Origin of the sequence: Novosphingobium sp. PhB55 (assembly GCF_004368805.1) — a bacterium.
Lineage (GTDB): Bacteria > Pseudomonadota > Alphaproteobacteria > Sphingomonadales > Sphingomonadaceae > Novosphingobium.
Map to the genome: position 1 here is coordinate 299,742 of NZ_SODQ01000001.1, position 25,684 is coordinate 325,425.

Consider the following 25,684-nt stretch of genomic DNA (forward strand, 5'->3'; position numbering starts at 1 on the left):
CCGATCAGCGTGTAAATTTGGGTTCAATCGGAGCGCGATGGCCTTGCCACCGCGCGAAACGGGGCAGGCTTTAGGGTGGCTTGTGTCATCCTGCAATGGCGACGTTCGATAAGGCGCTCGCGACTCGGGAAATCGTGGCTTCCATCCGCGGTTGCGACTGAACCGGGAATGCACGGATTTTGACAAGTGAGCCCTCCCTGCACTAGCAGCGCCCCGAAAGCGCGGCTTGTGATTCCCGCTCCCAGCGGGCCTTCCGGGCACTCTGCGCGCTCTGAAATCAAGGTTTCCCAATAACATGGCTGGTCTGCCTTACATCGTCGGTAACTGGAAAATGAACGGCACGCGTGCGATGCTCAATGAGGCGCGCGCGATCGACCGGGCTGCCGCACGCTTTCCGAAGGTGCAGGTGGCGGTCGCGCCGCCGGCGACGTTGCTCTACCGCGTCCGCGATGCCGTCGAACTGATCGGTGTCGGCGGGCAGGATTGCCGCGCGGAAGACAGCGGTGCCTTCACCGGCGATATCTCTGCCCCCATGCTCAAGGATGCAGGCGCGGACTTCACGATCGTCGGCCACTCGGAGCGCCGCACGCTTCACGGTGAGCGCGATGGCGATGTGAAGGCCAAGGCCGAGGCGGCGCTCGCCGCGGGCCTCGCGGTGATTCTCTGCGTGGGCGAAACCGAAGCCCAGCGCGATGCAGGCGATGCCGAATCCGTGGTCGCCGCGCAGATCGAGGGCTCGGCTCCGGCCATTGACGGCCTGCCCGAGAAGCTCTCGCTGGCCTACGAGCCGGTCTGGGCGATCGGCACCGGACGCGTGCCCTCGATCGAAGACGTGGCCGCCATGCACGCGGCGATCCGCGCCAAGCTCGTTGCCATCTACGGCGAGGGCGGGGCGGACGTGCGCATTCTCTACGGCGGCTCGGTAAAGGCGGAGAACGCCGGCGAACTGCTCTCCGTGCCCGACGTGGGCGGAGCGCTGGTCGGCGGTGCCAGCCTGAGCGCCGAGAGCTTCCTGGCGATCGTCGGTGCCGCAGCCTCGCTGGGCAACGACTGACTTTCCGATTTCGGCCGGATCGCGCGCTTTGTGGCGACGGTTCGGCTGATGACTTGCACAGAAGGCCGCGAGCGCCTATCTGCGCGGCTTGAGACGAGGGCACGGCTTCCGCTGGAAGCGTCCCCACAGAAGACTGAGAAAAACGCAAGATGCTGTTCACCTTCCTGACCGTTGTCCAGGCGATTGTCGCGCTCCTGCTCGTCGGGATCATCCTGATGCAGAAGTCGGAAGGCGGCGGTCTCGGTGTCGGCGGCGGTAGCCCTTCGGGCATCATGTCGGCGCGCGGTGCGGCCAACTTCATGACCCGTGCAACCGGCATTCTTGCGGCGATCTTCGTGATCCTTTCTATCGTGCTGGCGGCACTGGCGGTCAACGAGACCACTGGCCGTGACATCGATACTTCGCTTCAGCGCGAGACGGCTCCGGCCGCGCCCGCGCAGCCGGCCGATCCGCTCGCCGGCGCAGCTGCCCCGGCTGCCGCTCCGGCAAACGGCGCCAGCCCTGCTCCTGCCGGGACTGCTCCTGCCGGGACTGCTCCTGCCGGGACTGCTCCTGCCGGGACTGCGCCTGCTGGAACCGCACCGGCCAATGATCCGCTTTCGGGTGCTGCCGGCCAGTAAAACGGTCCGATCAGCAGGGTTCACCCCGGCGCATCATCGTAACAGGAATGCCGTCTGGCTCTGGCAGGCGGCATTCCATTCGTTTTGAACTGTGGATTCAGGCACAGCGCTCTTGCGCTCGTGCCCCCATGCAATTTAAGGGCCGACTCCCATGGCGCGGCATATTTTTATCACCGGCGGCGTGGTCTCCTCGCTCGGCAAAGGTCTCATGGCGGCGAGCCTCGCGGCTCTCTTGCAGGCACGCGGTTATCGCGTCCGCATCCGCAAGTTCGATCCCTATCTGAACGTCGATCCGGGCACGATGAGCCCGTATCAGCACGGCGAAGTCTACGTCACCGACGATGGCGCGGAGACGGACCTCGATCTGGGCCACTACGAACGCTACACCGGCGTTTCGGCGCGCCAGGCTGACAACATCACCTCGGGCCGTATCTACCAGGACATCATCGCCAAGGAGCGCCGCGGCGACTATCTCGGCGCCACCGTCCAGGTGATCCCGCACGTCACCGACGCGATCAAGGACTTCGCGATGACGGAGACCGAGGATCTCGACTTCGTTCTCTGCGAGATCGGCGGCACGGTCGGCGATATCGAGGGCCTGCCCTTCGTCGAGGCGCTGCGCCAGCTGCGCAACGAACTGGGCCGCGAGCAGACCTGCTTCGTCCATGTGACGCTGGTGCCCTATATCGCGGCCGCCGGCGAGCTGAAGACCAAGCCGACGCAGCACTCCGTGCGCGAGCTGACCGGTCTCGGCATCCAGCCCGACATCCTGCTGTGCCGCTGCGACCGGGAACTGCCCGAGAGCGAGCGCCGCAAGATCGCGCTGTTCTGCAACGTCCGTCCGCAGGCGGTGATCCCCGCGCTCGACGCGCCGAACATCTACGCGGTCCCGCTCCAGTACCACCACGAGGGTCTCGACGCCGAAGTGCTGCATCACTTCGGCATGGCGTCGGAAGCGCCGGATCTGTCGCGCTGGAACGACATCACCGACCGCTTCGAGCACCCCGAGGGTGAAGTGACCATCGGTGTCGTCGGCAAGTACGTCGGTCTGCAGGACGCCTACAAGTCGCTGAACGAAGCGCTCGTTCACGGCGGCATGGCCAACCGCGTGAAGGTCAACGTCAACTGGATCGATGCGGAAATCTTCGAGAAGGAAGATTCGGAGATCGCCGCAGCACTCGAACCGATGCACGGCATCCTGGTACCGGGCGGCTTCGGCGAGCGCGGCACCGAGGGCAAGATCGCATCGGTGCGCTTCGCCCGCGAGCGCGAAGTTCCCTTCTTCGGCATCTGCCTCGGCATGCAGATGGCCTGCATCGAAGGCGCCCGTTCCGCGGGTGTCGAGAAGGCCAACTCGACCGAGTTCGGTCCGACCGAAGATCCCGTCGTCGGCATCATCACTGAGTGGATGGGCAAAGACGGCCTGGAAAAACGCGCAGAAGGCGGCGACCTTGGCGGCACGATGCGCCTTGGCGCCTACAAGGCCGAGCTTTCGCCGAACAGTCACGTTGCCTCGATCTACAACGCCACCGAGATTTCGGAGCGCCATCGTCACCGTTACGAGGTCAATGCCCAGTATCGCGAGACGCTGGAAGGCGATGGCCTGATCTTCTCCGGCATGTCGCCCGACGGCCTGCTGCCCGAGATTGTCGAGCGGCCGGACCACCCGTTCTTCGTGGGCGTGCAGTTCCATCCGGAATACAAGTCCCGCCCGTTCGAGCCGCATCCGCTGTTCGCAGGCTTCATCGCCGCGGCCTTGCGCCAGGCGCGACTGGTCTGATCTTCGGACAGGGTTGAAATTAAAGAGGCGGTCTCGCAGGAGGCCGCCTCTTTTCGTTCGCGTGGGTTCTCGCGCAGAACGGCAGTGGGCCGCTCCTGCCTCCTGCGTCAGGCGAGCACTGAGAGCAGTACGGTGATCGTGCCGACCGACAGCACGGTGGAAACGAGAATGACCTTGGCCGTCAGCGCGCCTTCGCGGCGATGGAACTCCGCGAGCATGAACGGCCCCGTGCCGGTCGGCAGGGCCGCCAGGAGCACGGCGGCGTCGCGAAGCGGCTTGGTGAGCGGGAACACCCAGAGAGCCAGAACCAGCGTCAGGGCCGGATAGAGGAAAAGCTTGAGCGCCACGAGCAGGGCGGTCTTTCCGGTTCCCCCGGCTTCCGTTTCGCGCGGTTCCGCCAGGAACATGCCGAGGCACACGAGCGCGCATGGGCTGGCGGCCGATCCCAGCAGTTTGAGGAAGGCGTCGAGGGGCGCTGCGACGCCGATGCCGCTGGCCATTACCGCCGCGCCCAGCAGCGGGGCCAGGACCAGGGGGTTGCGAAACAGGGCCTGGAGGACGCGCAGGAGGATCGTCAGAGGGCGGCCGCCCGACTGGTTGCCGAACTCGATCAGCACGATGGCGACGGCGAACAGCACGCAGACGGTGTTGATCGTGGCGATCAGGGTCAGCGCCTGCGATCCGGGGCCAAGGGTCGCCAACAGAAGGGGGAAGCCGAGGAAGGCCGTGTTCGAGTAGGCGCCATTCAGGCCGTGGATCGCGGCGTTGCCGATCGGCGCTCCGGTTAGCCGGCTGACGGCCACCGTCGCGGCGAAGAAGAAAAACGTGCTCAGCCCGAAAACGGCAAGGAAGCCCGGCTGCCAGATGTCCTCCACTTGCGCCTTGGCGACAATGTCGAACAGGAGCGCCGGGAGTGCGAGATAGACCACGAAACGGTTCAGTTCGGTCGTCGACTGCGGGCTGAAGATGCCCACCCGCCGCGCCAGCCAGCCCACGAAAGTCAGCGCGAAGATCGGCAGGACGATCAACAGGATAGAGATCATGGAGCGCGGCAGCCTTCAACTCAGCAAAGTCTGCGGCTTAAGTGCTGGGTCGGTGCTGTCCATCGCTCTTTTTCCCAGGAGCGATGCGAGGGTTGCAATCGGCCATCAAAAGGGCGGCCCGGATATCCCAGGCCGCCCCGATCTGCGAATTATCGAACTGTTCAGGCGGCGGCGGAATCGTCGCCCGCACTGCCGTCCACCACGGTCAGCGTATGGCCGCCGATGGCGATCTTCTTGGGCTTCATCGCTTCCGGCACTTCGCGCAGGAGGTCGATGACCAGCAGACCGTCGGCAAGGTCCGCGCCGTCGACGCGAACGTAGTCGGCCAGTTCGAACCGGCGCTCGAAACCGCGCTGGGCGATGCCAACATGCAGCATTTCGCTGTCCGCCGCCTCATCGGGCTTGTGGCCCTTGACGACCAGCAGATTGGCCTGTGCGGTGATATCGATGTCTGCCGGCTTGAAACCCGCGACGGCCAGGGTGATGCGATAGGCATCCGGGCCGCGGCGTTCGATGTTGAAGGGGGGGTACTTGTCGCCCGGGTTCGCGCGGCCCTGGTTTTCGATCATGTCGAACAGGCGGTCGAAGCCGACCATGGTACGGCGATAGGGCGAGAAATCGATACGGTTCATGACAAAAATCCTCCAATGAGCAATCTTCGTTTCGTCGGGGCCCGGACCTCCCGGCGCCCCGTTTTCAAGCCATGCCCTTGGCGGGCCATGACTTGAATTCCTAGATATGGTAGCCGCCCCCTGTTTCAAGGCCCCGTCCGGCGGCCTTCGGAACGTGGGCTTGCCCAGGTGCAGCGGCCCGGTCGCCAAGAGACGAAAAGGAAGAATTCGATGAGCCAGCCGAAGGTGGAAATCTATACCAAGTGGGGCTGCCCCTACTGCGTCATGGCCAAGTCGCTGCTGGACGATAAGGGCGTTCCCTATGAGGAATACGATATTACGATGGGCGGGCCCAAGCGCGACGAAATGCTCGAACGCGTGCCGGGTGCCCGAACCGTTCCGCAAGTGCTGGTGGACGGTAAGCCCTATGGCGGGTTCGACGATATCGACGCCTTGAACCGGGCGGGTAAGCTCGACCCCGTCCTCGGTCTATGACCGCCATGGGCCGCGCTGCGCTGTTCCAGATGACTTCGGGGATCGATCCCGAGGCCAACGCCGCCGCCATCGTTTCCGCCATCCGCGAGGCGAAGGCGGGCGGTGCGGCGATGCTGTTCACGCCGGAGATGTCCGGCCTGCTCGATTGCAAGCGGGAGAGGGCGGCGGCGAACATCGTCGGCGAGGCCGATGATCTCGTTCTAGCCGCGGCGCGCGATGCGGCCGCGCGCGAAGGGATCTGGGTCCATCTCGGCTCCCTGGCCGTGCGTCCTGACCGCGATGCGCCGGAACGGCGGTATGCCAATCGCGCTTTCGTGATCGACGACAGCGGCGAAGTCCGCGCGCGGTACGACAAGATCCACATGTTCGACGTGGATCTTGCGACCGGCGAATCCTGGCGCGAATCAAAAGCCTATGCGCCCGGTGAGCGGGTAGTGACGGTGGAAACGCCGCTTGGCCGGCTTGGTCTGGCGATCTGCTACGATGTGCGCTTCCCCGCATTGTTCGAAGCGCTTGGCCGCGAACGCTGCGACCTCGTGGCGATTCCTGCGGCTTTCACGGTGCCGACGGGCCTCGCCCACTGGCATCTCATGCAGCGCGCCCGCGCCGTGGAAGCCAGCGCTTTCGTGCTGAGCGCCGCGCAAGTCGGCCATCATGAGGACGGCCGCGAGACTTATGGCCATTCGCTGGCGGTGGACCCCTGGGGAGACGTTCTGCTGGACCTTGGCGGTGATATGCCCGGCCTGGGTTTCGTCGATATCGATCCCGCGCGGATCGCGGAAGTCCGCGGACAGCTGCCGAGCCTTGCCAACCGCCGCGAGATCGCCAAATAGGCCGCATGCCCATCGTCTTTGATCTCGAATGCCGTTCCGCGCACCACCGTTTCGAGGGCTGGTTCAAATCCTCGGAAGATTTTGCGCGCCAGCAGGAGCATGGGCTGGTCGCCTGTCCTCATTGCGGCTCGGCCGAAGTGGGCAAGGCCGTCCAGGCGCCGCACCTTGGCCGGAAGGGCAATCAGCGGGCCGAGCCGGCGCGGGCGCCTGCTTCGACCGCGGCCGTGCCGGCGCCACCTGCGGGCGGAGCCCCGGTGTCTCAGGCGCTGGAATTGCCGCCTCAGGCCGTCGAGGCCTTGCACAAGCTGGCGATCATGCAGGCCGAGGCCTTGAAATCGAGCCGTTTCGTCGGTGACAGCTTCGTCGAGGACGCCCGCGCCATGCATTATGGCGAGCGCGACAGCGAATCGATCCATGGCCGTGCGAGCGTGGAGCAGGCCAAGGAACTCATGGAGGAAGGCATCGCCGTTGCCGCCCTGCCGTTCCCGGTGCTGCCGCCCGAACAGGCCAATTGAATCGCCCCATTCAACAGATTGCCAAGTTCGGCACTGCAAGCTAGGACGCGCTCGAGTGCGCCCGTAGCTCAGCCGGATAGAGCACCAGATTCCTAATCTGGGGGCCATGGGTTCGAATCCCGTCGGGCGCACCAACAAAAAAATGCCCGCGTTTATCGCGGGCATTTTTATTTTCGGCTGACGGAATTTCACATCCGAAAGATCAGGCGAACTTTTCCTTGAGGTCGTAGAGCGCCACGGCGGCCTTGGCCGCTTCGCCGCCCTTGTCCTTCTGGCCCGGTTCGGCGCGGACGAGTGCCTGTTCCTCGTTCTCGACGGTCAGGATGCCGTTGCCGATCGGAATGCCGTCCATCGTCAGCGCCATGATCCCGCGTGCGGATTCGCCGGCGACGATTTCGAAGTGATACGTCTCGCCGCGAATGACGACGCCGATCGCGACATAGCCGTCATAGTCGCCGGTGGCATCTGCCAGCGAGATGGCGGCCGGGATTTCCAGCGCGCCGGGCACGGTGATGACTTCGGCCTGGTGGCCGGCGGCCTTCAGGGCGGCCTTGGCGCCGGCGATCAGCTTGTCGTTCAGGTGGTCGTAGAAGCGGGCTTCGACGATGAGAAAGCGGGCCATGTCAGTTCGCTCCTTCGGAGGCGGGGATGGGGCGTTCGCCGGCGATGTTCAGGCCGTAGCCTTCCAATGCGACGAGCGAGTGATGGGTATTGGTCAGCAGGATCATGTCGTGGATGCCGAGTTCGGCCAGGATCTGGGCGCCTACTCCATAATCGCGCAGTTCCTCAAGGTCCGGGTTTTCGCCGGCGCGGAACTGATGCTTGATATCCATGACGCGCGAGATCGCACCGGTCATCTGGCGATTGATGACGACGATCACCCCGGAGCCCTCTTCGGCGATCATTTCCATCGAGCGGTGCAGCAGGGCGCCGCGGTCGCTGGAATCCTCGCCCAGCACGTCCACGAACATCGACAGCGTGTGCATCCGCACGAGCGTAGGCTTGGCGGGGTCGATACGCCCCTTGATCAGCGCCATGGTCTCTTCGCCAGTGGCCTTGTTGAAGTAGCTGCGAGCCAGCCACTGGCCGCCGTAGCGGCTTTGGAACGTGATCTCGTTCTTCTTCTCGACCATGCGATCGTGCTTGCGGCGATAGGCGATGAGATCGCGGATCGTGCCGATCTTCAGGTCATGAATGCGCGCGAAACCGATGAGGTCGTCCATGCGCGCCATGGTGCCGTCATCCTTCATGATCTCGCAGATCACGCCCGAAGGATTAAGGCCGGCAAGGCGGGAGATGTCGACTGCGGCCTCGGTGTGGCCGGTGCGGACGAGCACGCCGCCGTCGCGGGCACGCAGCGGGAAGACGTGGCCGGGGGTGACGATATCGGCCTTGGTCTTGGTGCCGTCGATCGCGACTGAAATGGTGCGCGCGCGGTCGCCTGCCGAAATGCCCGTGGTCACGCCTTCGCGCGCTTCGATGGAGATCGTGAATGCCGTCTCGTGACGCGTGCCGTTGTGCTGGCTCATCAGGTCTAGGCCGAGTTCCTCGACGCGCTGGCTGGTGAGCGTCAGGCAGATCAATCCGCGGCCATGGGTCGCCATGAAGTTGATCGCCTGCGGTGTCGCCATCTGCGCCGGGATCACGAGGTCACCCTCGTTTTCGCGGTCCTCGTCGTCGACCAGGATGAACATGCGGCCATTGCGCGCTTCGTCGATGATTTCCTCGATCGGCACGAGGACCGGACGGTCGTCGTTCGAAAGGAGGAAGCGTTCGAGCTTGGTCAGCGTGTCGGCAGTGGGATTCCAGTCAGGCTCGGTGCAATCACGCAGGGTATTGGCGTGAAGCCCGGCGGCGCGGGCGAGGCCGGCTCTGCTCATGCCGCCCTCGTTCACGAGCCTGCGGACCTGTTCGATCACATTACCAGCCATTGGAAATCCATTCTCACATTTCAATGTGATTTCCATATGAACCGATCACATCGAAATTCAAGACCCTTTGAACACCGGCTTGCGCTTTTCCAGGAACGCTTCGACTGCTTCGGCGTGATCGTCCGTCGCGTGGGCGGCGGACTGCATGGCGGCGGCCATTTCCAGCAGCGTCGCCAGATCGCTGCGACGGCCTTCCCACAGCAGGCGCTTGGTCATGCGCACCGCGTGAGGCGGATTGGCGGCGATACGCCGGGCGAGGGCGCGCGCTTCGTCCATGAGGAGATGGTCGGGCACCACCTTGGAGACCAACCCGCAGGCGAGGGCCTCGGCAGCGTCGATCATGTCGCCGGTGAGCGCCATTTCCGCGGCTTTCGACCATCCGACCACGCGGGGAAGCAGCCAGGAACCACCATCCCCTGCGATCAGGCCGATTTTCACGAAACTTTCGGCAAAGCGCGCGCTCTCCCCGGCGATGCGAAGGTCGCACATACAGGTAAGATCGCAGCCCGCGCCGGCCGCTGCGCCGTTGACGGCGGCGATCACCGGCACTTCCAGCTTGGAAAAGGCGAGGGGCAGGCGCTGAATTCCGCGCTTGTAGTTGAGGCGGGTGCGGATCGGCACGCCGCCGTTGACGTTGCCGCCCGGCTTCATCTCATTGATGTTGCCGCCTGAGGAAAAGCCCTTCCCGGCGCCGGTCAGGATCGCCACCCGGGCGGCCGGATCGCTGTCCAGCCTTTCCAGCGCCGCGAGCAGACCTTCGATCACTTCGGGATCCGAAATGGGATTGCGCATGTCCGGCCGGTTCAGCGTGAGCGTGACGATGCCTTCGCCGTCGATGTCGTACAGTACCGCTTCTTCCATGCGCTCTATCCTTCTCCGTCTGCGCATGCCTTAGCAGGTTGACGCATAGGGAAAAGGGGCCGGACGCCGCGACGTCCCGCCCCCTTTTCGGTAATGCCCAAACAGGTCCGCGTCAGGCGGGCTGCTTGCTCATCATCCTGGAGATGTCCACCTGACCGGTGACCAGGCCGCCCATGAACCCGCCGTCCACGGGCATGACGATGCCGTTGACGACGCCCGCCAGCTTCGAATTGACCAGCACGAGGGGACCGGCCTGTTCTTCGGGCGTGGTGTAGCGGCCCAGCGGCTCTGCGGCCGCGTCCACCACATCCTTGCCCGAGGTGGCATGGAAGGTCGCCATCATCGGCGTCTGCGTGGGCGAGGGGAGCGAGCAGTTGATGCGGATGCCCTTCTTGATGAGCTGGGCGCCCATGAACTGGGTCCAGACGATCACCGCTTCCTTCGAGAAGGCGTAACCTTCGGCCACCTGGTCGAGATTGGCGTCGCACCAGGCGAGACCCGCATCGAAGCCCTGCGTTGCCAGAAGCTGCATGTGCACGGGGATGCGGCGGCTCCAGCCGAGGCCACCGGTCGACGCGATCGAGACGATGGCCCCGCCTTCGCCCATCAGCGGCACGACTTTATCGGTAAGATGGCGGGTGCCGAGGAAATTGACCTTCATCACGTCGAGCGTGGGAAAACCGCCGCCGCCCGGAAGGCCCGCGCAGTTGAACAAGGCGTCGACTTTACCGCCTACGCCATTGACCGCCGCTTCGATCGTCGCGGGATCGCGCAAGTCGATCTGCGTGAACGAGGCCATGGGAACGGCGCTTTCCTTGAAGTCGAACCCGTGCACTTCGGCACCGAGATCCACCAGCATCCGTGCCGTCGCTTCGCCCATGCCCGAGAAGCAGCCGCTGACGATCACGCGCTTGCCCTGGTATCCGAGAACGTCTTGCCCTTGAACCTTGGTCATCTCGCTGTCCTTCCTCTCCTGCGGGCCACTGCTGCGGACGGAGTCCGGGTGACGAAGCCTTGCGCTTCTTGCCGCGCGATATCGGGCTGTAGCTAGTCCGAGAAAGGCGCCGTCATCAACTGCCTGAAGGGCTGATCGCCGGCACGATGACGCACCGGCGACGGGCCATGACGGGGGCCGGAGGGGAAGGTGCCTCGACTAGTCGACCTGGCCGCGAACCTGCTCGGCCTTGCGGCGCTTGTGACGATCGAGTTCGGAGGGAGAAGGGACGCGGTTGTCGATTACGTCTGCCAGCACAGCGCCGCGCTCGCCGGCGGGCAAGGAAGGTCCGGTGGTCGTGTCGCAGAAGGTCTGCCGCTCGATCTCGGCATTCACGAGTGCGCCCAGCAATACGCCGTAAGCGGACAGGTAGAGCCACATGAGGAAAACGACGATGGCCGACAGCGAACCATACGTCGCGTTGTAGTCGCTGATATAAGCCACATAGAGCGAGAACCCGAACGATACGGCGATCCATAGCAGAGTTGCCAGCAGCGAGCCGGGCGCCAGCCAGCGCCACTTCGCCGGGCTGCGGTCCGGACCATAGCGCATGATCAGCGCGAAGCCGCCGCTGCCCAGCGCCACGGCGGCGACCCAGGTGAGCCACTTGAACAGGATGGCCGTGGCGTCGCCCAGGAAAACGCTGGTCTGGGTCTGCAGCCAGGCAAACACACCGCCCGACAGCACGCCGGTCAAGGCGATGAGCACGGCGGAAACCGTGAGGCCCACGGCCCGCAGTGTTAGCGAGACGGTACCACGGGTCTCGCGCTCCTCATTGATGATGTTGAGCGCGCTGATCATCCCGTTGGCCGCACGCATGCCGCCGAATATCGCGAAGAAGAGCGCGATCAGCAGGGCAAACCCGGTCACCCCGCGACTGGTGGTGACGATCTGCACGAGTTGCTGCTCCAGCATGCGCGCCACTTCCGGCGGGACCACCTCGACGATGCTCTGCATCTGGGCATGCACCGTCTCCACGTTGCCGAACAGGCCGTAGATCATCACCGTCGCACCGATCAGCGGCGTCAGTGCCAGGAAGCAGTAGAATGCCAAGCCGGCGGAAAGCAGGCCAAGCTCATGGAAGCCGCTCATCACGTAGACGCGCTTGAGGATCTTCCACCAGGCCCTGCCCGGAATCTGCCAGGGGGCATTTGCGTCGGTTCCGAGCGGTTTCGGCGCGGACTGTGTCGACATCTCGTCCTTGACGGTTGACGTCGATGTTCCTTCGTCAGATTTCATTGCTTACCCACTTGCGGCAGGGAACTTTCGCTGTTGCAATGCGATAGGGTATTCCACGAGGGGGCCTGTTGCCCATTCTCGACAGGGGGTGTTACATCGCGCTGCTCATGCCTTGGCTAATCGATCAAAAGCCGGCTTGTTCCCTTTCGCTGCGCGACGGTGCGGGACTTGCCACGATTTCCGTTCTTCTGGCGCTGTCGGTCGCTCCGGCACGCGCGCAGGACGAGGGGGGGCGCCCATCCGCCCAGACCACGTCGCGTACGGAGGCCCAGTCCTCTGCCGAGAAAGGGGCCTCTGCTGAGACGGCCTCGGTGCCGGACGACGATCAGGTGCAGGCCGGCAAGCTCGTCATCCCGCCTCCGCCGGCCAATGTCGCCTTGCCCGAGGTGAAGCCGGTCATCCCCGACGACGAATTCAACCAGGCGATCCCGAAGCTCGATTCGCAGGACGATCCCGAACTCGACAAGCCGCTTGAATCGATCGAGGCCTTCGAGCGTCGCATGGCCTCCGACCAGACCGATGCCAAGCCGCAGGAAGGCCAGGCCGCGCCCTTGGGTGACCCCGCGCTTTCGGATGGCGATGCCAACGAGGAAATCGGCGATGCTCCGGTCCGCGATGCGGAACTGAACGCACCGCTGCCGCCGATCGACCAGTTCGAAGTGACGCCGGTCCAGTTCGCCGAGAAGAAGGACGACAACAAGGAAGTCGAGGTCGCCTACCAGACCCGGATCGACGGTCTGGACGATGCGGACGGCGATACCGAGACCGACATGCGCAGCGAATTCCGCTCGCATTCGGCGCTCAAGAAGGGCGATGGCAAGGCTGCGAACCTGGCCATGGTCAATGCGCGCCTGACCGAAGACGCTACACTGATGCAGACGGTGCTCTCCTCCGAGGGCTGGTACTCCCCGATCGTCACCACCCGTGTCGAACGGACGCCGGACGGCACGGACGGTCCGCCGCTGGTCGCCGTGCTCAAAGTGGTGCCCGGCAAGCGCTATTCCTTCTCGGACATCGTCGTGAAGGCCGATCCCACCGTGCCCAGCGATCTCATCGCCAAGAACTTGTCGCTCAAGGTGGGCGAACCGATTGTCGCCGAGCGGGTGCAGGGCGCCGAGGCGCAAGTCGCACTGGCCTTGCCTGAGAACGGCTATGCCTTCGCCAAAGTGGGCGACCGGGACATCCTGCTCGACCAGGATACCGCCGAGGGTGTCTATACCCTGCCGGTAGATGTCGGGCCGCGGGGCCGCTTCGGCGGCTTCACGACGGCCGGAAAGCAGGCTTTCGATGCCCAGCACATTGGCGTGCTGGCCCGCTTCAAGCGCGGCGAACTTTACGACAGCCGCAAGGTGGACGACTTGCGCAAGGCCCTGGTGGCGACGAGCCTGTTCTCGACCGTCTCGGTGGAACCGCGCAAGACCGGCGACGCCGCGCCTGACGATACCGAATATGTCACGCTCCACGTCCAGCAGACGGCCGGGCCGCCGCGCACGATTGCAGGCTCGGTAGGCTATGCCACGGGCGAGGGCGTCACTGCCCAGGCGACCTGGACTCACCGCAACATGTTCCCCCCGGAAGGCGCGCTGATCGGCAAGGTCATCGCCGGTACGCGGCAGCAGGGCGCCGGCGTCACGTTCCGCCGTTCCAACGCCGGCAAGCGCGACCGGACCTTCGAACTCGTGGCCGAGGCGTTTCACAACGATTACGACGCCTACAGCGCTTACACCGGCCGCATTGCCGCCCGTGTCGCGCGGGATTCGACGCCGATCTGGCAAAAGAAGTATACTTATGCCTTCGGTGTCGAGTTCCTGGCCACGGCGGAAACCGACTACAACCCTGCTACGGGCGACCGCGACCGCAAGCTGTATTATGTGGCGGGCGTCAATGGCCAGATCGGCCTCGATCAGACCGACAGCCTGCTCGATCCGACCAAGGGCTATCGCCTGACCACGCTGATCCAGCCCGAAGCCACTGTTCGCAACGGCTTCGATCCTTACGTTCGTGCGCGTGTCGATGCTTCGGCCTATTATCCGGTGATGGACAGCCTCGTGCTGGCCGGGCGCGTACGCTTCGGCACCATCCAGGGGGCCGGCCTGTTCGACATCGCGCCGTCCCGCCGTCTTTATGCGGGCGGCGGTGGTTCGGTGCGCGGCTATGCCTATCAGGCGCTGGGCGAACAGGCGCCGGACGGTACGGCCGTGGGCGGCCGCAGCCTTAACGAAGGCTCCGTCGAGGCGCGCTATCGCTTCGGCAATTACGGCGTCGTCGCATTCGTGGACGCCGGTCAGGCCTATCGCGAGACGATGCCGCAATTCAACAACTTGCGCTACGGCGTGGGCATCGGCGGCCGCTTCTACACCAATTTCGGTCCGGTGCGTCTCGACGTCGCCACGCCGATCAACCGCCAGCCCGGTGAGTCCCGCTTCAATCTCTATGTTTCGATCGGACAGGCATTCTGATGTCGGACAATGACACCATGATCCCGGCCGACGAACCGGAAAACACGGCAGAAACCGGCACGCCAGAGGCTTCTCCCAGGCCTTCGCTATGGCGGCGGGTGCGAATTCGCGCCCTGAAGACGGTCGTCGGTCTCGTTCTCGGCACGGTCGTGCTGGTCGCGGCGGTAATCTTCGGTATCGACACCGGCCCGGGCCACCGCTTCGTGGCCGAGCAGATCGCCGGGCTGCAGTTCGAGAACGGCATGCGGATCAAGGTCGGCCGCATCGAGGGTTCGCTATACCGGCGAATGACTTTGCACGACCTTTCGGTGAGCGACCCGCAAGGCGAGTTCCTGTTCTCGCCGGAAATCGACGTCGATTGGCGGCCCTTCGCCTATCTCAGCAATCATGTCGACGTGCGCAGCGCCACGGCGCAGCGCATGGTCCTGCGCCGGGCGCCGAAATTCAAACCCACCCCGCCAAGCAACGCGCCGCTCTTGCCTGATATCGACATCGACATCGGGCAGCTGCGCATCGACCGGTTCATTGCCGAACCGCCCGTTTCCGGCAATCGCCGCATCGTCACCATCGACGGCAAGGCCCACATTTCCGACGGCCGCGCGCAAGTCACGGCGAAGGGCGGCACGATCGCCATCGAGGGCAAGCAGGGCGGAGACCGCTTCAACCTGATGCTCGACGCGGTACCGGCGAAAAACCGGTTGGCCATCGATGTCGATCTGGATGCGCCGACCGGCGGTGTCATCGCCGCGCTGGGCGGCCTCAAGCAGCCGCTTCGCCTGAAGCTGGGCGGCAAGGGCGACTGGAAAGCCTGGAACGGCAAGCTGGACGCCGATCTCGGCGGCGGCGACCTGGCCAATCTCGACCTCACCGCGCGCGACGGCACCTTCACGATCAAGGGCCCGACCCGCGTGGCCCGGCTCGTAACCGGACCGACCGCCAGCCTGCTGGGACCGATCACCAATCTCGACATAACCGCCGCGCTCGACCAGCGGCGGGCGAAAGTGACCGGGCGCGTCTGGAGCGATGCGTTCACGCTGGCGCCGAATGGCATCGTCGATCTTTCGTCCAACAGTTTCGAAGACCTCAAGCTCGATTTCGCCCTGTTGAAGCCGGCGGCCATCGCGCCCAACCTCAGCGGTGCGGGCCTGACCGCTTCGCTGGCACTGGACGGTGCCTTCACGACGCCCAAGGTCGCCTATCGCATCAATGCCGCGCGCATGGTGATGAACGACATGGGCCTCGAACGCCTTACCGCCAGCGGCGCGGCGCGGGTCGATGCGGACAAGATCCTCATTCCCGTCTCCGCGCGCGTGCAGCGGATCACCGGCCTCGACACCGTGGCCGGCGGGCAGCTTGCCAATGTCAGGCTGGACGGAGACCTCGCCATCGACGGCGCCCGTGTCCTTTCCGACAATATGTGGCTGCGCTCGGATCGCATCGATGCGGGGCTGATCCTCGTCGCGGATGTCAGCAAGGGCTTCTATACCGGCGCGATCGACGGAAAGATCGACAATTACCGGCTCGATAGCGTCGGCATCTTCAACATTCGCACCAATATGGACCTCAAGAGCGAGGGCAGCGGCTTTGCGCTCGACGGCACCGTGCGTGCCCGGTCCACCAAATTGCTGAACGACAGTCTGCAGACGTATCTGGGCGGCAATTTCGCGGCTTCGTCGCGGGTCCACTATGGACCGGACGGCGTCGTGCGCTTCTCCTCGCTGCAATTGAATGCGCCCGAACTGAAGGTCAGTGGCGGGCAGGGGAGCTGGTCGCCCAATGGCCGTATTTCCCTCGCAGCGCGCGGCAGTTCCAGTCGCTACGGCGCCATCGGCGTGCGCGTGACCGGCACCATCGCCAACCCCGACGCTCATGTCACGGCCGAGCGGCCGGGCCTCGGCATCGGTCTGGCGAACCTCGATGCCCGCATCACCGGCATTCGCGGCGGCTACCGCTTCGACATGACCGGCGATACCGACTACGGCCCGCTCAAGGCGGACGTATCGCTCGGCATGGGCTCGCAGCTGTCAGTCGACATCAACAGCGCAGATCTGTCCGGTGTCGCCTTCGCCGGCCGGATGGTCCAGACCAAGGCCGGGCCTTTCGCAGGCCAGTTGACCGCGACCGGCAACGGCATCGGCGGCGCCTTGCAGCTTGATGCCGAGGGCAAGTATCAGGCCGTCGATTTCAACTTGCGCGCCAAGGACGCGGTCTTCCCCGGACCGGCAAACCTCACGATCGGTTCGGCCATCGTCGACGGCCGCGCGGTGCTCTACGACAAGCCCAGCGTCGTCGCGGACGCACAATTGGCAGGTACTTCGTTCGGTGCCGTGGACATCGCCGCCGCGCGCGTCCTGGTCGATTACCGCGATGAACGCGGCAAGGCCAAGGGCCTGGTCGAAGGCGTAAGCGGCGTGCCGTTCCGTGTCGCCCTCAATGCCGATCTCACGCCGGAACTCTGGCGTGTGGCCTTGCAGGGGCGTGTGCGCGGGCTCCAGCTCAACACGCAGTCCCCGGCGCGGATCGTTCCCAAGGACGGCGGCTACGAGCTTCTGCCCACCACCATTGCCTTCGGATCGGGTACGGCCAAGATCGCCGGCACTTACGGCGCCGGCATGAAGATCCAGAGCCGGCTCGAAAATGTCGACGTCGCACTCGTGAACGCTTTCGTTCCCGGCTACGGCCTGGGCGGCAAGGCCAGTGGCAGCTTCGATTTCGAGCAGGCCAGTTCCACGGCCTTCCCGCGCGCCGATGCCCGCATGAGCCTGGTGAACTTCACCCGCACCAGTTCCAGCACAGTGAGCCAGCCGGTCGACATCAATTTCGTCGGCAAGCTGCTGCCCGATGGCGGCGAGGCCCGCGCGGTGTTCCGGAAGCAGGGCAGCGTGATCGGCCGCCTGGTCGCCAGCTTGCGCCCGCTGCCTCCGGGCGAGGGCGCCTGGACCACGCGTCTGCTGCAGGCGCCACTGGGCGGCGGCATCCGCTACAACGGACCGGCCGACACGCTGTTTTCCTTCGCGGGGCAGCCGGGGCAGACCCTCACCGGATCGGTCGGGCTGGCGGCGGACTTCTCGTGCCGCGTCTCGGACCCGTGCATCACCGGTCTCGTCAAGGGCAAGGACCTGACCTATGAATATCAGGCCTTCGGCACCCGCCTCACCAACATGACGCTGGACGGTAAATTCAGCGGCAACTCGTTCGAACTGACCTCGCTGAACGCCAATGCCGGCAGCGGCACGGTGAGCGCCAACGGACGCCTCAGCCTCGCTTCGGACGCGGGCTATCCGATGGATCTCAACGTGAAGCTGAACGGCGCGCGGCTAGCCCGCAGCGATTCGCTTTCGGCCAGCGCCACCGGCACTCTCAACCTGACCAAGCGCGCAGGCGAAACGGCACTGCTGACAGGCGACTTGCGCCTGCCGGAAACGCGCTACGAGATCGTCCGCCAGGGCGCGGTCGACGTGCCGCATCTCACCGGCGTGCGCTTCAAGCCTCGCTCCGGACCGACCCGCGTCTCGGGCGACGAGCAGGCGGCGCAGATCAGCAGCGCCTTCTCCTCCGTCAGGCTGGACTTGCGTCTGCGGGCTCCGGAAAAGCTCTATGTCTCGGGAATGGGCCTGGAATCCGAATGGAGCGCCGATTTCCGCCTGAGTGGCACGAGTTCCGCGCCCAGCATGGCCGGTGAGGTCAAACTGGTGCGAGGTACCCTGGGCTTTGCCGGCAAGTCCTTCGAACTGTCCGACGGCCTGATCTCGTTCAACGGCGGCCAGACGATCGATCCCACCGTGGCCATCACGGCCACTGAATCGATCGAGGATGTCGAAGTCACGGTCACCGTCAGCGGCCGGGCCTACAATCCGCAGATCGAGTTCAGCTCGGTTCCGGCGCTGCCGCAGGACGAAGTGCTCTCGCGCATCCTCTTCGGCAGTTCCATCGAGAACCTGTCGGCGATCCAGGCGGTGCAACTGGCATCGTCGCTCAACTCGCTGCGGGCCACCGGCGGCGGCATCAACCCGCTCGGCAAGCTGCGTTCGGCCGCAGGCATCGACCGCCTGCGCATCCTGAGCCCCGATGAGGCCAGTGGGCGCGGTACTGCGCTTGCGGCAGGCCAGTATCTGACGGACGATATCTACGTCGAGCTGATTACCGACGCGCGCGGCTTCACCGCCACCCAGCTCGAGGTCAGCGTGACGAAGTGGCTGTCGGTACTGAGCCAGGCCGGCGGTTCGGGCGTGAACAGCCTCAACATCCGCATCAAGAAGGATTACTGATGCGGCGAGGTGTGATGGCGTTGGCAGGTCTGGCGATGCTCGCCGCCTGCCACAAGGAACCGAGCTTCGAGGAACGCTACGACGCTGCCAGCGAGAAAGTCAGCCAGCGTGCCAAGGAGATCGATGCCCAGATCTCCGCCTCGGCAACGTCGCAGGCCGGCGGTCTTCAGGCAGGCACGCAAGCGTCAGGCAATCCAGAAGCCCGCTAGAAACCACTCGGGAGGCAACCTGCGGTTTACCTGTGGCTGCTAGGGGTCCTCCCTTGGCTGCCAACAGGAGTGACAATGCAGGTAAGGGACGATTGCGGAAGGCTCAATCCGCGCCATCACGTCCTGCTTGAGGCACGTTGCCGCAAGTCCAGCTGGCACGTCTTCGGCGTGGAGTTGGCCGACATCTCAGAAGGCGGCTGCTGCATCGTGGGGAATGACGGCGATTTCGTCGTCACCCAGCGCGTCGCACTGCGCATGGCCAATCTCAAGGCGATCGAGGCGGAAGTGCGCTGGGTGCGCGATGGCCGGGTGGGCCTGGAGTTCCTGGCACCGGTTCGCCGGCAATCCATCGAGGATCTCGCGCGGCTTTACGGCATCCCGGTAACGCGCCGGGCGGCATCGACAACCCAGGCGTGACGACAACACGCCGGTGTGTGACGCTGCTGTAGGGAATATCCGCTACAACCGGGCTATCGCTTTGAAAGGTGGGAGAAGGCGGTGGTGGACGCACTTGGGCTCGAACCAAGGACCCGCTGATTAAGAGTCAGCTGCTCTACCAACTGAGCTATGCGTCCACACGCGTTGCCGCGTAAGGTACGGAAATGGTGGACGCACTTGGGCTCGAACCAAGGACCCGCTGATTAAGAGTCAGCTGCTCTACCAACTGAGCTATGCGTCCACGCGTTTCCGCGTAAGGACAGGAATGGTGGACGCACTTGGGCTCGAACCAAGGACCCGCTGATTAAGAGTCAGCTGCTCTACCAACTGAGCTATGCGTCCACACTGCCCTGACCTGGGCTGCCTTTGCGGGAAGTCTTGGTGGACCTCCCCGGCGGCGGAGAGGCTCCTATAGCGTCTGTTTTGAGGATGGGAAGCGGAAAATTCGACTTATTTTACGAGATTGATCCGGGACGCCGATTCCACCGGTTCACAGCCATCAGCGTGCCGAGGCAGATCATGTTGGTGAGCATCGAGGTGCCGCCATGGCTCATGAAGGGCAGGGGAATCCCCACCACCGGGGCCAGGCCCATGACCATCATCAGGTTGATGGCGACGTAGAAGAAGATCGTCGCCGCCATGCCGGCCGCTAGCAGGCTGGAGAACCGATCGGGCGCGCGCCTGGCGACGCGCAGACCCCACGACAGCACGACTGCAAAGACGAAGAGCACGAAGAGACCGCCGAGCATGCCCCATTCCTCGGCCATCGTCGCGAAGACGAAGTCGGTATGCGATTCGGGCAGGTATTGCAGGTGGCTTTGCGATCCGTTGCCGAATCCCTTGCCGAAGAACCCGCCGGATCCGATCGCGATCTTGGACTGAGTGATGTGATAGCCCGTTCCTAGCGGATCGCTTTCGGGGTCGAGGAACACCAGTACGCGGTTTCGCTGATAGTCGTGCAGCAGGGTGAAGAAGGCGATCGGCGCGGCGATGGCGCCGGTCATGCCCGCGCCGATGAACCAGGACAGTGGCAGGCCGGCCAGGAACATCGTCACCGCGCCGCCGAAGCAGATCGCCAGGGCCGTGCCGAGATCGGGTTGGATCATCACGAAGAGCGCGGGAATGCCGATCAGGACGCCTGCCGGTACGAGACCGCGCCAACTGGCGGTCATGGCATGGGGCAAGGTCTCGTAGAAACGCGCCAGGACGAGGACGATGGCCGGTTTCATCAGTTCGGACGGCTGAAGCGTCATGAACCCCAGGTTGAGCCAGCGCTGGCTACCGCCACCAACGGCGCCGATGGCCTCGACAAGCACGAGCAGCACGACGATTGCGCCGTAGACCGGATAGGCCGCCATGCGGAAGAAATCGCGGCTGAACCGGGAGATGACGATCGCCATGCCCAGGAAGATCACGAATCGCATGACATGGCTGAGCGCGTAAGGTTGCAGGCTGCCGCCCGCCGCCGAATAGAGAACTGCCGCCCCCAGCGACACCAGCCCGGCCAGGGGGATCAGCATGTGCCACGGTTGCCGGGCGATGGCGTCGGGAACGATCGATCGCGTGATCATTGCGGATTCCCTCCGGAATTACCCGGGGCAGGGGTTGGCGAAGGCGTGGCTGCAGGCGCCGGGGCCGCGGGCTGATCGGCCGCATCGGGCTCAGGCGCGGGAGAAGCGGCATCGCGCACGATCGGCTGTGCCGGATCCTGCGGAGCGTCGTCGCCCTGGAGCTTGCGGTTTTCCTCCTCGGCCGAAACGGCGGGAGCACCTACGCCATATTGCGCGGAGTAAGTGCGGTAGCGCGCCTCGAGCCGCTCCTTGGGCGTGCCGCCCCACTTCTTCTCCAGTTCGGTCAGGACATCCATGCCCTTCTGCTTGTCGAAGACGTACGTCAGCACGTCGCGGGCGATGGGATAGGCCGATCCGGAACCGCCGCCGTGCTCCACCACGACCGAACAGGCAAAGCGCGGATTGTCGAACGGCGCGAAGCAGATGAAGTGGCCGTGGTCGCGATGCTTCCAGAGGCCGCCTTTGCCGCTGCCGACGTTGAGGCCGACGACTTGCGCCGTACCGGTCTTGCCGGCGAGCTTGATATCCGGGAACGGCAGGCGTGCGTGAGGCGCGGAGCCCGGGCCATTGGCAACATCGGACATGGCCTGCCGCACATAGGCAAGGTGATCGTCGGGAATGCCGAGCGAGGGCGCGACTTCCTGCTCGTGCCCGTGAACCAGGCGCGGCATGATGATCCTGCCGCTGGCCAGACGGGAAGCCTGGATCACCTGTTGCAGCGGATTGACCAGGAAGTAGCCCTGACCGATCGTGGCATTGACCGTATCGAAGGTCTGCCATTCCTTGCCGTATTTCTTCAGCTTCCAGGCCGGGTTCGGCACCGTGCCGTAGGACTGGCCCGAGACCGGCAGCGGGAAGTCATGGCCAAGGCCGAGCCGGCCGGCCATCGCCGCGATCGGGTCCATGCCGATTCGCTGGGCGAAGTGATAGAAATAGACGTCGCAGCTCTGGTAGATGCCCTTGGCCATGTTGACCTGGCCGTGACCGCGGTGGTTCCAGCAGTGGAACACGCGGTTGCCCACGCGCAGACCGCCGCCGCAGAACACCGATTCGTTAGGGTCCAGCCCGGCTTCCATGAAGGACAGCGCGACCATCGGTTTGACGGTCGAGCCCGGCGGATAGAGCCCGCGCAGCACTTTGTTGCGCAGCGGCACATGGTCGTCGTCCGACAGCATCTTCCATTCGAGACGGCCGATACCATCGGAAAAGCTGTTGGGGTCGAAGCTGGGCATCGAGCACATCGCGAGGATGTCGCCGGTCTGGCAGTCCATCACTACGACGGCCGCCGATTCGGGGCCGATTCGCCGGGAGGCGTAGTCCTGAATGTCGGCGTCGATGGTGAGCTTCAGCGTCTTGCCGGGAACGTCCTCGCGCGTGTCGAGATCGCGCACGATCCGGCCCGAAGCGGTGACTTCGACGCGGCGGGCGCCGGGTTTGCCGCGCAAGTCCTTCTCGTAGAACTTCTCGAGCGCGTCCTTGCCCACTTTGTAGCCCGGCGTGATCAGAACCGGGTCGCGGTCCTTTTCATATTCTTCCGCCGAGGCCGGGCCGACATAGCCGATCAGGTGCCCAACCGAAGGGCCCTGCGGGTAGAAACGCGAGAAACCGCGCTGGGTGACTACGCCCGGAAGGTCGGGCAGGCGCACGCTGACAGCGGCGAACGTATCCCAATCGAGACCGCTGGCAACTTCGACCGGCGCGAATCGCCGGGCGCGTTCCAGCTTGTCCTCCAGGTCCTGCATCGCGATCGGCGTCAGGTTGAGCAGTTTGCCCAGGGTCTGGATCGTGTGCGGCGCGTCCTGAACGCGTTCCGGAATGAGGTCGACACGGAAGTCCGCACGGTTCGAGGCCAGCGGCGTGCCGTGGCGATCGAGAATCCAGCCGCGGCGGGGCGGTATCAGCGACAGGTTGACGCGGTTACTCTCGGCCTGAAGCTCGTATTTCGCGTTCTGGGCGATCGCCAAATAGCCGAGGCGAGCCGCCAGCAGCACACCGACACCGCCCTGGATCGATCCCAGAACGATGCTGCGCCGGTCGAAACTGTTTCGAAGCGTGCCCGCGCTGACGTGGCGTTGCGGAAAGAAGCGCTTGAAGCTGATCTTCATCGCAGGAGCACGATCGGCGCGAGCCGGATCCGATCGAACATGGCAACGACTCGACCGACGAGCGGATAGGAAAGCACGGAGATAACGACCTGCGGCACGATGACACGAATGGGAGACGACCCGCCCGCGATGTTCGCGAAGGCGAGGCAGAGGAATATATAGGCGACGATCAGGCCCATGGCCATGAGCCATTCGGTCACGAAATTGCGCCAGGGAAGGCGCAGTTCCACGATCTCAAGAACGATCGCGGTGACCGACCAGAGCAGGACCGCGCAGCCGAAGGGCTGGCCGGAGAACAGATCGTCGAACAGGCCGAGCGGCAGACCGGCCCAGATCGGCAGAAGGCCGGGGCGCAATTGCCGCCAGCCGAGATAGATCAAAAAGCCGAGCGGCGGCATGACCGGCGCCGAGGCGATCAGGAACCAGCCCGGCACCACCGAACCCAGCATGATCGTCAGCCAGGGTAAACCCCTGGCGAGAATCCGCGAAGGCGCATGGTTGATGCGCTGCCGGGAGGTGGAGCGGGAGGCGCTGCGCTGGAACATCAGCGTTTCTTGACCGTACCGTCGTTTGCCGGGGGAGGGGGCGCGGGGGGCGCCCAGCTCTTTTCGACCATCACGTAATCGGTGTCCGAGGGATTGCTCAAGACGCGGGCGATGGCGCCGTCGCGGATCAGGTCGGTCACGATCGCCATGGGTGTGCCGGGGCGGTAAAGGCCGCCCGAGCCCGAGGTTACCAGCACATCGCCCTTCTTGAGCGGGTTGATGCCCAGGTTGATGAGGCGGATGCGCAAGGTGCCGTCGCCGTTGCCTTGCGCGAAGGCGGGTACGCCGTCGGCCGCGCGGCGGACCGGCACGACGCTTTCACTGTCGGTAACCAACAAGACTCGCGCGCTCGACGAGCCGACTTCCAGCACGCGGCCGACGAGGCCCATCTGCGAGCGCACCGGCATGCCGGAAGTCACATTGCGGTCGCGCCCCGCGCCGAGCGTGGCGTAGCGGCGCGAACTGGCGCTGGTGGAGGCCGTGAGCCGGGCATAAGTGACCGCGCCGCCGTCCTGCTCGGACAGCCCCATCAGGTCCTTCAGCCGCTTGTTCTCCGCCATCGCCGCCTTTGCTTCCACAAGGCGCACTTTGGCTTCGCCGAGTTCACGCTCGATGCGCGCGTGTTCGCTTCCGGAATGGAAGAATCCGGAGAGGTTGGCCCAGGCATCGCGTCCGAGATCGCGTCCACCGGCGGAGACTTGCGCGGCCGGTTCGGTCGCGTCGTCGGCCAATCCGCGGAGGGTGGAGAAGAATTCCGGATTGACGAGCGAGATCACGACGAGCGCCAGTCCGACCACGGCGCCAAGCACGCCTGCGGTGTAACTGAGGAACGTGGTGTATTGCGCCCGACGCGAATAGCTGGAGCGCCTGTTTACGGGCGGCGCCATGCGCCATGCACTCCTTCGTAGGGGCGGCGCCGTCCTTGGACTGCCGCGCGGCCGTCAATAATGCCGACGACGAGGCCGCCGGGAATCGGACGGAGCGGCGGTGCCATGGGCACCGGCCGCTCCGCGCGAAATTCAGGCGGACATCAGCACGCCGCGATAGACCGGATCTTCCATCGCGCGGCCGGTGCCGAGCGCAACGCAGGAAAGCGGGTCTTCAGCGACGCTGACCGGAAGGCCGGTTTCCTCGCGCAAGTAATCGTCCAGGCCCTGGATCAGGGCGCCGCCGCCGGTGAGCACGATGCCCTGGTCGACGATATCGGCCGCCAGTTCGGGCGCGGTATTCTCAAGCGCGATGCGAACGCCCTCGACGATGGCGCCGATCGGTTCTGCCAGCGCTTCGGCAACGTTCGCCTGGGAGATGGTGATCTCCTTCGGCACGCCGTTCACGAGGTCGCGGCCCTTGATGTGGATCGTTTCGCCGATGCCGTCTGCGGGCATGACGGCGATGCCGTAGTCCTTCTTGATGCGCTCTGCCGTGGCATCTCCAATCAGGAGATTGTGATGGCGACGCACGTAGGAAACGATCGATTCGTCCATCTTGTCACCGCCGACGCGCACCGAAGTGGTGTAGGCAAGACCGCGCAGCGAGAGCACGGCGACTTCGGTGGTGCCACCGCCGATGTCGACGACCATCGAGCCGACCGGCTCGGTGACGGGCATGTCGGCGCCAATCGCAGCGGCCATCGGTTCGAGGATCAGGTAGACCTGGCTGGCGCCGGCGTTCGAAGCGGCATCGCGAATCGCGCGGCGTTCCACCGAAGTCGAGCCCGAGGGCACGCAGATCACGATTTCCGGATAGCGGAACAGGTTCTTCTTGCCGTGCACCTTGCGGATGAAGTGCTTGATCATCTCTTCCGCGATCTCGATGTCGGCGATGACGCCGTCGCGAAGCGGGCGGATGGCTTCGATGTTGTCGGGCGTCTTGCCCATCATCATCTTGGCGTCGTCACCGACGGCCTTGACCTTCTTCACGCCGTTGAGCGTCTCGATGGCCACCACCGAGGGCTCGTTCAGCACGATTCCGCGGTCCTGAACGTAGACGAGCGTGTTGGCGGTCCCAAGGTCGATCGCCATGTTCTGTGAGCCGAGTTTGAAGAATCGCGAGAAGGGCGAGGCCATCAGTAATCCGTTGTCTTTCCCGGCGCTTGTCACAGGGAATCCCCATG

At 64.7% G+C, this 25,684-nt stretch carries 22 protein-coding genes and 4 tRNA genes; 11 read left to right on the plus strand and 15 right to left on the minus strand.

The window, feature by feature from the left end; all coding sequences use genetic code 11:
• Positions 1-295: 295 nt before the first annotated feature.
• The 3 genes from tpiA to EDF57_RS01455 all read left to right on the plus strand — a co-directional run bounded on the left by tpiA (position 296) and on the right by EDF57_RS01455 (position 3,454).
• Positions 296-1,054: a triose-phosphate isomerase gene (gene tpiA / locus EDF57_RS01445; RefSeq protein WP_132262616.1), complete on the plus strand. Its 759-nt coding sequence runs from the start codon at positions 296-298 to the stop codon at positions 1,052-1,054.
• Positions 1,055-1,203: 149 nt separating this feature from the next.
• Positions 1,204-1,674 (plus strand): preprotein translocase subunit SecG, encoded by a 471-nt coding sequence (gene secG, locus EDF57_RS01450; protein WP_243840824.1) that lies wholly within the window; start codon positions 1,204-1,206, stop codon positions 1,672-1,674.
• A 151-nt stretch (positions 1,675-1,825) separates the two neighbouring features.
• Positions 1,826-3,454 carry a CTP synthase gene (locus tag EDF57_RS01455; RefSeq protein ID WP_132262618.1) on the plus strand — a complete coding sequence of 543 codons (1,629 nt, stop codon included), beginning with the start codon at positions 1,826-1,828 and terminating at the stop codon, positions 3,452-3,454.
• A gap of 107 nt (positions 3,455-3,561) precedes the next feature.
• Here the strand turns inward: EDF57_RS01455 and EDF57_RS01460 are convergent, their stop codons facing one another.
• On the minus strand, positions 3,562-4,497 hold the full coding sequence (locus EDF57_RS01460; RefSeq protein ID WP_134092850.1) for an AEC family transporter: 936 nt from the start codon (positions 4,495-4,497) through the stop codon (positions 3,562-3,564).
• Positions 4,498-4,658: 161 nt separating this feature from the next.
• Positions 4,659-5,129: an Hsp20 family protein gene (locus EDF57_RS01465; protein ID WP_132262622.1), complete on the minus strand. Its 471-nt coding sequence runs from the start codon at positions 5,127-5,129 to the stop codon at positions 4,659-4,661.
• A gap of 210 nt (positions 5,130-5,339) precedes the next feature.
• Between EDF57_RS01465 and grxC the strand changes: the two genes are divergently transcribed.
• The 4 genes from grxC to EDF57_RS01485 all read left to right on the plus strand — a co-directional run bounded on the left by grxC (position 5,340) and on the right by EDF57_RS01485 (position 7,085).
• On the plus strand, positions 5,340-5,603 hold the full coding sequence (gene grxC / locus EDF57_RS01470; RefSeq protein WP_132262623.1) for a glutaredoxin 3: 264 nt from the start codon (positions 5,340-5,342) through the stop codon (positions 5,601-5,603).
• Between the two features lie 5 nt (positions 5,604-5,608).
• The gene (locus EDF57_RS01475; RefSeq protein WP_134093247.1) at positions 5,609-6,436 is read left to right on the plus strand and encodes a carbon-nitrogen hydrolase family protein; all 828 of its coding nucleotides are present in this window, start codon (positions 5,609-5,611) and stop codon (positions 6,434-6,436) included.
• A gap of 5 nt (positions 6,437-6,441) precedes the next feature.
• On the plus strand, positions 6,442-6,951 hold the full coding sequence (locus tag EDF57_RS01480) for a DUF1178 family protein (protein ID WP_134092851.1): 510 nt from the start codon (positions 6,442-6,444) through the stop codon (positions 6,949-6,951).
• A 57-nt stretch (positions 6,952-7,008) separates the two neighbouring features.
• Positions 7,009-7,085: transfer RNA gene (locus EDF57_RS01485), tRNA-Arg, on the plus strand.
• A gap of 68 nt (positions 7,086-7,153) precedes the next feature.
• On the opposite strand, the gene ribH is transcribed toward EDF57_RS01485, so the two are convergent.
• The 5 genes from ribH to EDF57_RS01510 all read right to left on the minus strand — a co-directional run bounded on the left by ribH (position 7,154) and on the right by EDF57_RS01510 (position 11,976).
• A complete protein-coding gene (ribH, locus tag EDF57_RS01490) occupies positions 7,154-7,573 on the minus strand; it encodes a 6,7-dimethyl-8-ribityllumazine synthase (protein ID WP_132262629.1) in 420 nt (139 codons plus the stop codon).
• 1 nt (position 7,574) lies between these two features.
• Positions 7,575-8,882, minus strand: coding sequence for a 3,4-dihydroxy-2-butanone-4-phosphate synthase (ribB, locus tag EDF57_RS01495; protein ID WP_132262630.1), 1,308 nt, complete (start codon positions 8,880-8,882; stop codon positions 7,575-7,577).
• Positions 8,883-8,939: 57 nt separating this feature from the next.
• A complete protein-coding gene (locus tag EDF57_RS01500) occupies positions 8,940-9,743 on the minus strand; it encodes a crotonase/enoyl-CoA hydratase family protein (protein WP_134092852.1) in 804 nt (267 codons plus the stop codon).
• A 112-nt stretch (positions 9,744-9,855) separates the two neighbouring features.
• Entirely contained in the window at positions 9,856-10,698 is an 843-nt protein-coding gene (locus tag EDF57_RS01505; protein WP_134092853.1) for a coniferyl-alcohol dehydrogenase, read from the minus strand.
• A 198-nt stretch (positions 10,699-10,896) separates the two neighbouring features.
• Positions 10,897-11,976: a YihY/virulence factor BrkB family protein gene (locus EDF57_RS01510; RefSeq protein ID WP_243840825.1), complete on the minus strand. Its 1,080-nt coding sequence runs from the start codon at positions 11,974-11,976 to the stop codon at positions 10,897-10,899.
• 107 nt (positions 11,977-12,083) lie between these two features.
• Here EDF57_RS01510 and EDF57_RS01515 point away from each other — a divergent pair, with 107 nt between their 5' ends.
• The 4 genes from EDF57_RS01515 to EDF57_RS01530 all read left to right on the plus strand — a co-directional run bounded on the left by EDF57_RS01515 (position 12,084) and on the right by EDF57_RS01530 (position 19,329).
• Positions 12,084-14,435, plus strand: coding sequence for a BamA/TamA family outer membrane protein (locus EDF57_RS01515; protein ID WP_134092854.1), 2,352 nt, complete (start codon positions 12,084-12,086; stop codon positions 14,433-14,435).
• Entirely contained in the window at positions 14,435-18,703 is a 4,269-nt protein-coding gene (locus tag EDF57_RS01520) for a translocation/assembly module TamB domain-containing protein (RefSeq protein ID WP_134092855.1), read from the plus strand. Before EDF57_RS01515 ends, EDF57_RS01520 begins: the two co-directional genes overlap by 1 nt.
• The gene (locus EDF57_RS01525; RefSeq protein ID WP_132262640.1) at positions 18,703-18,912 is read left to right on the plus strand and encodes a hypothetical protein; all 210 of its coding nucleotides are present in this window, start codon (positions 18,703-18,705) and stop codon (positions 18,910-18,912) included. The genes EDF57_RS01520 and EDF57_RS01525 overlap by 1 nt, the downstream gene beginning before the upstream one ends.
• A 75-nt stretch (positions 18,913-18,987) precedes the next feature.
• Entirely contained in the window at positions 18,988-19,329 is a 342-nt protein-coding gene (locus EDF57_RS01530; protein ID WP_132262642.1) for a PilZ domain-containing protein, read from the plus strand.
• Between the two features lie 82 nt (positions 19,330-19,411).
• Here the strand turns inward: EDF57_RS01530 and EDF57_RS01535 are convergent.
• From EDF57_RS01535 to EDF57_RS01570, 8 genes are all read right to left on the minus strand, one after another.
• Positions 19,412-19,487, minus strand: a tRNA-Lys gene (locus tag EDF57_RS01535).
• 28 nt (positions 19,488-19,515) lie between these two features.
• Positions 19,516-19,591, minus strand: a tRNA-Lys gene (locus tag EDF57_RS01540).
• A gap of 25 nt (positions 19,592-19,616) precedes the next feature.
• Positions 19,617-19,692, minus strand: a tRNA-Lys gene (locus EDF57_RS01545).
• 113 nt (positions 19,693-19,805) lie between these two features.
• Positions 19,806-20,918: a rod shape-determining protein RodA gene (gene rodA / locus EDF57_RS01550; protein WP_132264083.1), complete on the minus strand. Its 1,113-nt coding sequence runs from the start codon at positions 20,916-20,918 to the stop codon at positions 19,806-19,808.
• Complete coding sequence (mrdA, locus tag EDF57_RS01555; protein WP_132262644.1) at positions 20,918-23,026, minus strand: penicillin-binding protein 2; 2,109 nt, start codon at positions 23,024-23,026, stop codon at positions 20,918-20,920. Before mrdA ends, rodA begins: the two co-directional genes overlap by 1 nt.
• On the minus strand, positions 23,023-23,571 hold the full coding sequence (locus EDF57_RS01560) for a rod shape-determining protein MreD (protein ID WP_134092856.1): 549 nt from the start codon (positions 23,569-23,571) through the stop codon (positions 23,023-23,025). Before EDF57_RS01560 ends, mrdA begins: the two co-directional genes overlap by 4 nt.
• The gene (gene mreC / locus EDF57_RS01565) at positions 23,571-24,458 is read right to left on the minus strand and encodes a rod shape-determining protein MreC (protein ID WP_134092857.1); all 888 of its coding nucleotides are present in this window, start codon (positions 24,456-24,458) and stop codon (positions 23,571-23,573) included. The genes EDF57_RS01560 and mreC overlap by 1 nt, the downstream gene beginning before the upstream one ends.
• Positions 24,459-24,590: 132 nt before the next feature.
• Positions 24,591-25,637, minus strand: coding sequence for a rod shape-determining protein (locus EDF57_RS01570; RefSeq protein WP_132262650.1), 1,047 nt, complete (start codon positions 25,635-25,637; stop codon positions 24,591-24,593).
• Between the last annotated feature and the right edge of the window lie 47 nt (positions 25,638-25,684).

Coding starts and splice junctions, on each gene's coding strand:
- tpiA (WP_132262616.1), top strand. CDS start 296: ATGGCTGGTCTGCCTTACATCGTCGGTAACTGGAAAATGAACGGCACG.
- secG (WP_243840824.1), top strand. CDS start 1,204: ATGCTGTTCACCTTCCTGACCGTTGTCCAGGCGATTGTCGCGCTCCTG.
- EDF57_RS01455 (WP_132262618.1), top strand. CDS start 1,826: ATGGCGCGGCATATTTTTATCACCGGCGGCGTGGTCTCCTCGCTCGGC.
- EDF57_RS01460 (WP_134092850.1), bottom strand. CDS start 4,497: ATGATCTCTATCCTGTTGATCGTCCTGCCGATCTTCGCGCTGACTTTC.
- EDF57_RS01465 (WP_132262622.1), bottom strand. CDS start 5,129: ATGAACCGTATCGATTTCTCGCCCTATCGCCGTACCATGGTCGGCTTC.
- grxC (WP_132262623.1), top strand. CDS start 5,340: ATGAGCCAGCCGAAGGTGGAAATCTATACCAAGTGGGGCTGCCCCTAC.
- EDF57_RS01475 (WP_134093247.1), top strand. CDS start 5,609: ATGGGCCGCGCTGCGCTGTTCCAGATGACTTCGGGGATCGATCCCGAG.
- EDF57_RS01480 (WP_134092851.1), top strand. CDS start 6,442: ATGCCCATCGTCTTTGATCTCGAATGCCGTTCCGCGCACCACCGTTTC.
- ribH (WP_132262629.1), bottom strand. CDS start 7,573: ATGGCCCGCTTTCTCATCGTCGAAGCCCGCTTCTACGACCACCTGAAC.
- ribB (WP_132262630.1), bottom strand. CDS start 8,882: ATGGCTGGTAATGTGATCGAACAGGTCCGCAGGCTCGTGAACGAGGGC.
- EDF57_RS01500 (WP_134092852.1), bottom strand. CDS start 9,743: ATGGAAGAAGCGGTACTGTACGACATCGACGGCGAAGGCATCGTCACG.
- EDF57_RS01505 (WP_134092853.1), bottom strand. CDS start 10,698: ATGACCAAGGTTCAAGGGCAAGACGTTCTCGGATACCAGGGCAAGCGC.
- EDF57_RS01510 (WP_243840825.1), bottom strand. CDS start 11,976: ATGAAATCTGACGAAGGAACATCGACGTCAACCGTCAAGGACGAGATG.
- EDF57_RS01515 (WP_134092854.1), top strand. CDS start 12,084: ATGCCTTGGCTAATCGATCAAAAGCCGGCTTGTTCCCTTTCGCTGCGC.
- EDF57_RS01520 (WP_134092855.1), top strand. CDS start 14,435: ATGTCGGACAATGACACCATGATCCCGGCCGACGAACCGGAAAACACG.
- EDF57_RS01525 (WP_132262640.1), top strand. CDS start 18,703: ATGCGGCGAGGTGTGATGGCGTTGGCAGGTCTGGCGATGCTCGCCGCC.
- EDF57_RS01530 (WP_132262642.1), top strand. CDS start 18,988: ATGCAGGTAAGGGACGATTGCGGAAGGCTCAATCCGCGCCATCACGTC.
- mrdA (WP_132262644.1), bottom strand. CDS start 23,026: ATGAAGATCAGCTTCAAGCGCTTCTTTCCGCAACGCCACGTCAGCGCG.
- EDF57_RS01560 (WP_134092856.1), bottom strand. CDS start 23,571: ATGTTCCAGCGCAGCGCCTCCCGCTCCACCTCCCGGCAGCGCATCAAC.
- mreC (WP_134092857.1), bottom strand. CDS start 24,458: ATGGCGCCGCCCGTAAACAGGCGCTCCAGCTATTCGCGTCGGGCGCAA.
- EDF57_RS01570 (WP_132262650.1), bottom strand. CDS start 25,637: ATGGCCTCGCCCTTCTCGCGATTCTTCAAACTCGGCTCACAGAACATG.